The sequence below is a fragment of the Undibacterium sp. genome (genome assembly GCF_030683615.1).
Lineage (GTDB): Bacteria > Pseudomonadota > Gammaproteobacteria > Burkholderiales > Burkholderiaceae_D > Undibacterium > Undibacterium umbellatum.
Window position 1 is genome coordinate 184,234 of the sequence record NZ_JAUXQE010000043.1, and the last position, 7,338, is coordinate 191,571.

Annotated in this window: 5 protein-coding genes; 2 read left to right on the forward strand and 3 right to left on the reverse strand. The window is 51.4% G+C overall.

Annotation, left to right across the window (positions count from 1 at the left end; translation table 11 throughout):
* The 3 genes from Q8K39_RS24020 to Q8K39_RS24030 are packed head-to-tail and all read right to left on the reverse strand — an operon-like array spanning nt 1 to nt 4,551.
* Entirely contained in the window at nt 1-1,359 is a 1,359-nt protein-coding gene (locus Q8K39_RS24020) for a glycosyltransferase family 2 protein (protein ID WP_186952332.1), read from the reverse strand.
* Complete coding sequence (locus Q8K39_RS24025) at nt 1,350-2,648, reverse strand: hypothetical protein (protein WP_305263659.1); 1,299 nt, start codon at nt 2,646-2,648, stop codon at nt 1,350-1,352. Before Q8K39_RS24025 ends, Q8K39_RS24020 begins: the two co-directional genes overlap by 10 nt.
* A 34-nt stretch (nt 2,649-2,682) precedes the next feature.
* A complete protein-coding gene (locus Q8K39_RS24030) occupies nt 2,683-4,551 on the reverse strand; it encodes a BcsE family c-di-GMP-binding protein (protein WP_305263660.1) in 1,869 nt (622 codons plus the stop codon).
* A gap of 333 nt (nt 4,552-4,884) precedes the next feature.
* On the opposite strand from Q8K39_RS24030, the gene Q8K39_RS24035 reads away from it, so the two are divergent.
* Nucleotides 4,885-5,565, forward strand: coding sequence for a DUF4397 domain-containing protein (locus tag Q8K39_RS24035; RefSeq protein ID WP_305263661.1), 681 nt, complete (start codon nt 4,885-4,887; stop codon nt 5,563-5,565).
* Nucleotides 5,566-5,750: 185 nt separating this feature from the next.
* Entirely contained in the window at nt 5,751-7,034 is a 1,284-nt protein-coding gene (locus tag Q8K39_RS24040; protein WP_305263663.1) for a hypothetical protein, read from the forward strand.
* Nucleotides 7,035-7,338: the final 304 nt, after the last annotated feature.

The following is a 7,338-nucleotide window of genomic DNA, read 5'->3' on the forward strand; positions in this document are numbered from 1 at the left end:
TCAAAGCTTGCCTTCTCTTTGCAGCTTGCCCCAGGTCATTGCCGTGCCACGCCATTCTTCTATGGTGGCAAATACCTTGGAAATATCAATAATCGTAATGTAGAACAACCTGAACACGACGGCATAAAAAATCAGGGAAGGATCTTCTTCTTCCACGATGACACAATAGGTGGCAGCGACAATATCAAGTATCGTCAGTTGCAACCACCAGTAAAACAGAAAGATAACCACCCCATATTGCAGGCCTACATAGACAAAAAACAGATTGCCCAATACAGTGGAAAACGGCCACATGATGCCTTCAAACAGCATGTACCATAAAATGAAGAAATTAATGCCGGCACGGCGCGGATTCCACAGGGCCGAGCTGTGCTTGCGGGTGGCCTGCAAGATGCCACGTGTCCAGCGATAGCGCTGCTTCAGCAAGTCCAGCAGACGGCTGGGGGTTTCCACCCAGGCGATGGCTGTGGGTTCATAGGCGATATGCCAGCCGCGCATGAGCAGCTTCAGGGTCAGGTCGCAGTCTTCGGCAAAGGTGTCATGGTCATAACCACCTGCCTGCTGCAGGACGCTCTTCCTGAACATGCCCAGCGGCCCCGGTATGATATTGACTGCGCGCATGAAGCTTTGCGCCTTGCGTGCCATCGCCAGTCCCTCGACATATTCCAGCGCCTGCACCCTGGTCAGGAGATTCTCGCGATTGAGTACCTTGACGTTGCCGGCAACCGCGCCAACTCTCGGATCATCAAAATGGCGTATGCATGCCCGCAAGGTATTGCGTGAGAGCTTGGTATCACCATCCATATTCAGAATGAATTCACCGCGTGCGGCACTCATGCCGGTATTCAGAGCATCGGCCTTGCCACCATTCTTCTTGGTAATGACACGCACCGTGACCTGATGATCTTCGCGCGCCACTGCCAGGGCTTTTTCATAGGTGTCATCACTGGAACCATCATCGATGACCAGGATTTCGTAATTGGGATAATCCAGCAACAGCAGGGAACGCAAGGCTTGCTGTATCACTGGTCCTTCATTATAGGCGGGCACCACCAAGGTGATCATGGGCAGCGAAGCATCATCATGAAAATTGCTTTCCGGCTCCTGGCGGCGCTTCATCATGTTTTCCAGATGCTCCATGAATGAATACAAGATGAGCATGGCATACCTGAGTACCAGTAGCGCCAGGAAAAACAACAGATAGGCCGAGACTACGCTGAGAAACAGGTTTTCAAACAGGATGCTGAACTTGCCCAGATCAAATTCCCGGATACCACCAAAGCTGATGACGAAAAGATAGACCACTCCTGCAATCGAGGTCGCAGCAAGCAGGTAGCTATAGATTTGCCTCAATCCCAAAGCTTCTCCAGATTTACGGAAAACGATTTTGCGCGATAGCGGGCATTGTCACGGCGGCTGGCCATGGACCAGAGATTGACACCTACCGCCAGGTTTTTATCCAGCCAGAGCTTGCCGCCCATGCCCAGACTCCAGTTACTGCCTGCTTCGCCATACAGGCGCGTACCGACCTGGCCGCTGCCATACAGGCTCCAGTTTTCATTCGCCCATTCCCCTTGCAAACCGACATAGGCCGTACCAAAACCATCCTCAGGCGACCAGTATTTATTCGAATAAAAGCGCACATCACGAGTTTCTATGCCGACAAAGGGTTTAATGCGATGGCCAAAAGGTCGCCATGAGGGGATGAAATTACTGCGACTGGTCAGTATGACGTTACTGTCAGAGACGCGAAAAATATCGATGTGCTCAGTAAATTGGCCGCTGTCAAAATGCAGATTGGCATCCAGCCCTATGTGCGCTGCGTTCAAACCATCTTCCAGAGCGCGTGCATTGAAGGCAGACTTGCCCCAGTTGGTGCGACCTACATCAATCAGGAAGCGACCCTCATCGATTTTCAATTTGAGGCTACCGAATAAATCGCCTTTAGGTTTTGCCTGCGCCTCCAGTGCCAGACGTGGCTCCAGCGGCAGGTTCAGGTTTTGATAGGCAAAACCCACTTCACCCTGCTTTGCTGTGGTGACAGGTAATTCATCGCGGGTGCCACTGCTGCTGACTTCAAAAATATGGCGGCCAGTATCATCGCGCCAACGCTGGCTGATGCTCAGTTCACGGCGTTTGGCATCACCAGAATCTTGTGCTGCCCCTGCGCTAACAAAGGTACGCGGATTCAATTCACGTTTTGCATACATCAGGCCTTCATTGGCACCGGCGTGCTGCGGATCTTCTGCCAATACCGTTTGATAGAGTGGCAAGGCTTCATCATCACGCCCTTTCCAGCGATACAGATTTGCCAGACCTGTACGTGCATCTTTGCGGACCTTGCTATTGGAAAGAACCTTGTATTGCAATTCTGCCTTGCGCATGCGACCCGACCAGGCCAGGCTATTGGCGATGACCAAACGCAGACCAGGATCGGCTTTTTCTCTTTCCAGCAACTCCAGTCCCTTGGTGCCAGCTGCCTGATAATCCTGGGCGACGCTCAAATCCAGGACGTGTTGCTGGGCTGGACTCAGCACTATTACCGGTGCATCAGCCGCCTGGGCTGATGCACCATAGTTCGACACTGAAATGATCAATGCTAAAGAGAGGGACTGCAATGCTTTCTTGCTCAATGGGTAAATACGCATAAACTCTTTTATTGAATATCAGCCGATGCGTGCATCAGCCTGCTTGTTGCTTATAAGTGGCTCGGGTAGCCCTGGGTGCTGGTTGCTTGCCAAATACCTGCTTGGCCGCCCGAGTGGCACTGTCGTCAGCTACCGGATTGAATTTGAATTCATCTTCGTCATCGCTGGAATAATCTTGCTCTTCTTCTATCACGAAAGAGACTACATCTGCATTGTGCTCATGCAGTTCATCCTCGAATTGCTTTTTTACATGCACAACAACTGGCGTAGCAACTTGCTCTGCTGGATGGTGGAATTGGGACTGATATGGAAAATTTTCATTCTCTGTAGCGGGCTCTGCCAGTGCTTCGATTGCAGCCGGCTCAAGGTTCCGGTTTAAATAATCAGGTAGTTCTGCATTCCTGGCTGCATGCACCAGATTGGCTAGAGCCAGGGCTATATCCTGTCGGTCTATCAAATAACTTACTTGACGAAAGGCAGTGCCTGCTGCAGCACCAAGTATGCGTTCAAGTGTCAATTGCAAGGCAGATTCAGGGCAGGCATTAAAAAACAAATAGCATGCCTTGCCATCGCTGGATAAAAGATCGCCAGGGCGGGAGATGCTGATGCGGGCCAGGATATCAGGGAAGCTGGTGCCCTCGACCAGTTCACCAATCACCAGCACACAAGGGATGTTCAGGGCGGTGCCGCGCTCCATGATGATGCCTGCTTCTCTGGCAAAACGCGGTGGCAACAAATAGCCACGCAAGCCAGAAGGTATGACACTGGCCAGGGCAACTTCAAAATCGATATCCACATTGCGGTCAAAGCTTTGCCCTTTGAGTGACTCCAGCAACAAGGGCAAGCGGTTTTCCGGAATGTCGCGGTGTATCACAAGGTTGACGCCCAGGCGTAGCAATAGTGCTTCATTCTGATAGCGTAGCGAAGCCTGCTTTTCACGTATCACGATATGGGCTTTTTTTCCCAGGCTCATGCGCAGGGTATGGACGGTCTCGGCAAGTTCACGCAAGCCCGTGTCGCGCTGGAAGCTGAGCACCACAGTTGCCGCCTGCAAACCACGGGTGGCATGCATCATGCCTATCAAGCTGCTCACCAGTTGCCAGTTGCCTGGCAATTCATTGGCAAGGCTGGCAAGGTCTTCATCCATGTAAAAGAATTTTTCCGGACCATGCTGCTGCACTTCAGCCAACTGTTCGGCCATTTCTTCAGCCGCACGTGCGCCAATTTTGTACATGCCATTGTCAAGCGTCAGCAAGGGATACTGACGTGCGGCGATGGTGCCTTCAGGCGACTGCCAGTAATCGAAAGTCAGTTCCAGCCCTGGGCGGCCACTACTGATCCGAACTATGCCTGAGAGTTGGTCCATCATGGCTTGCAAAGTCTCGGCACTATTGCCACTCAGGCGTGAAAAAACCAGCAAGGCTGTCACTCTGTGCTTGCCGAACCAAAGACGCAGGGCTTCGACCTGCTCCATCGCCAGGGATAAATCGTGCAGGCTGAATAATTCATCTGCCTGATCAAAGATCAGGTAGCTGTCATCCGGGATACCAAAATAATCGAGTTCTTTGGCGAAGCGTTCAGCGCCGAAACGGAACATGTTTTTTGCAAAATTATCCTGGCGCAAAAAGATCTGCAGCTTGCCACTCTCCAATGCCTTGCTGGTATCGTAGACACCCAGTGCATCAATACGCTCAAGAAATGCCTCAGGATGCGAAGGTAATATGACGGTACAATTTTGCTGCTTGCTCGATGCATATTGCAAGCTGCTGGCAAGCACAGGAACGCGGGCCGGAGGCATTTCTGCAATCAGCGCATACAAGCCACCGCTCAGCATCTGATCTGTCAGGCTGGGGAGGCCAGGGATACTTAGTCTGGCGTTGGCAAGGACGGGGGTCTCATGCATAATAGCGGACGCCTTTGTTTAAATAGCAAAACATTTTGCTCAAGCAATTAGTCAATATGAGTGGGATTGTCACTACCCAATGATTTTAACATGTTACATTTTCAACTAAGGCTTGAAATAAATGAATTTTTGTTAATTAATTTTTATGCAAGCGAAGTTCATGTGAGTTCCCCGTGCCGCCTGGCAAGGCGTCGATGTGATTTCAATACCCAGGAAAAGTTCATAGTGCATTTGCCCATTTATACAGGTCTGCAGGCCAGATGTCGACTTGCCCGCTTGTCTGCGGCCAGATTGCCGCTGCTTGCCATGTTTGTTTTTTTTCTGAGTTTGGTAATGCCTGGTACCTCGGCGGCGCAGTCTACCGGGGTTCTATACGAGCCAGAACCACCTGCTGACGCCGCCTACGTCCGCATCGTCCATCTCAACCCCAATGAAAAGATCGATGTGCTGGTGGATGGGAAAATGCGTCAATCCGGCTTGAAGCAAGGGCAGTTTGGCGATTACCTGATCTTGCGCTCAGGTCCGCATGAAATTCAATTACAGGCACATCAGGCCTCAAAAAAAATCACGGCTAGCCGTCTTGAAGTAGGTGCAACTCAAGTAGTGACGCTTGCATTTGTCGACATGCAAAAGCAAGTTAAGCCCATTGTATTTGACGACAAGGCTGACTTGAACCGGATGAAAGCCAGGCTCACGGTTTATCACCTGGCCGATAAACTGGGGCCAGTCAATATCAGTACGGCCGACGGCAAGACCAATGTATTTCGTGCGCTTGCGCCATCCAGCAGCCATAGCCTGGCCGTCAATCCCATCAAAGTGGAATTACTGACATGCCCATCAGCCAACCAGCCTGCTGGCATGGGTGAATGTAGCAGCCCAGCTTTGCAGCAGGCACGCGCCGCACTTGTGCTGGAACGTGGCGACAATTACAGTTTGCTGTTAACTATGGATGCCAATTCTGCACTGCAAGCACGATTTACAAAAAATACTCTGGAATCGCGCGCCGCCAAATGAGCAGCGACACCCAATACAACCAATGCAGTTGATTATTTGACATTCAGCCTGCACGACCAAGGAGCAACATCATATTCCATACAACTTTACGTCTGCCTGGCCGCGCTCTGGCAACACTGGCATCCCTGGCAACTTCAGCAATTTTCCTGGGCATCATACCTGCCCATGCCGAAGAAGCCGCCGCCATCGCGGGAAAAAACGACTGGCTGTTTTATCGCCATGAATGGGCAAATAGTGCCGACCTGGCAGCCACCAATACCTCTGTGGAGTTAATTAAATCCTTCAGTAAAGCATTGCAGGACAATGGCATAACACTGGTAGTGGCGATGGTGCCGCTGAAGGCACGCATCTATCAGGCCCATGTGACTGAGCAATACAAGCTCAATCCCTATATGGCAGGAAATTATCAGCGCATGGCACAGGCCCTGAGTTCTGCCGGAGTGAAAGTCGTCGACTTGAATAGCAGTTTTTTGCAGGGTGCAAAGAATCACCCTGATAAACATCTTTACTTTCGCCTCGATAGCCACTGGACGCCGACAGGAGCACTGCTGGCGGCAGAAACCGTAGCCAGCAGTATGGAAGCGGATGCCAGCATGAAAGCCCAGCTACGCCAGATACCAGTAGAAAAATACACCATGCGCTGGTCTGAACAAGCCATCGCCACTGTCTCGCGTGACTTGGTCATGCAACTTCCCAAAGGTGCACCCACCTATGCGCCAGAATATGTGCTGGATGCCGAGATCACCAAAACTGCCACGGGCAGCAACTTGCTGGGAGATGCAGCCCTGCCCATGATCAGCCTGGTAGGCAGCAGCTATTCAAAACCGTGGACACGCTTCCCTGAGTTCTTGAAATATACTTTGCAAAAAGATGTCCTGGCAATTGCTGTTGGTGCCGACCAGGGCGCCTGGGTAGGTATGGAAAGCTATCTGCGGGATGATGCTTTTCAAAATACACCACCCAAATTCCTGATTTGGGAAATGCCGGAAAGGGATATGCGCGCCCCGCCCGCCTTCCTGTATCGTGAAGCGCGCTACCGCAGCGACAACCAGGAATGGTTGCAGCGTGTCTCTGTCATGGCACAAACACAATGCCGCTCTGGTGCAGCCAGTGTCAAATTCCTTAGCCCAAGTGCCCGCGAAACCCAGCGTGCACAATTTTCCAGGACATCAGCCGCGGATACTGTCGCTCTGGAATTCAACCAGGCCACAGATGCGCAGGATTATTTGCAAGCCAATATCAGTAGCAAGGCTGGTCAAACCCTGAACCTGGAAGCCATGAAAGGCGAACTCAGCGCCCGCAAATGGAGCCTGACCATCAATCCTGACGGCAATCCGCACACCTTGAAAATAGCCCTGCCGGCAGGTAGTAAAGCTTATACAGGCCTGAAGATATGGCCAGGTGAAACTACGGGATTTACCATCAGCGATGTGAGGCTTTGCCGCCTGCCAGCCAGTGTGATCAAATGAATTCCAGACCACGCGCTTTAAATTATTCCTATGTTGCGTCCTGAATGATTGATAAAATAAATTGGCACTCTGGAATTGGCACTCAGTCGACGCCGCGACCCAGCTTATTAAGGGAGTGAAGAAGTAATAATGGAACACCAGGACGATGCCAATGAATCGCAAGAAAACTGGCCTATCTTACAATCGATCGCCCCTCAGCAGGCCGAGCGACCTGTCCCTCTGTCCGCAGCAGAAAAAGAAGCACGCTGGCATTTCCAGCCACAAAGCAGCTTGCAAAAATGGCCAGCCGCTCCCAGCATGGCTA

What these genes read in the sequence shown, in the direction of transcription:
- Q8K39_RS24025 (WP_305263659.1), bottom strand. Translation starts at nt 2,648, where the DNA reads ATGCGTATTTACCCATTGAGCAAGAAAGCATTGCAGTCCCTCTCTTTA.
- Q8K39_RS24030 (WP_305263660.1), bottom strand. Translation starts at nt 4,551, where the DNA reads ATGCATGAGACCCCCGTCCTTGCCAACGCCAGACTAAGTATCCCTGGC.
- Q8K39_RS24035 (WP_305263661.1), top strand. Translation starts at nt 4,885, where the DNA reads ATGCCTGGTACCTCGGCGGCGCAGTCTACCGGGGTTCTATACGAGCCA.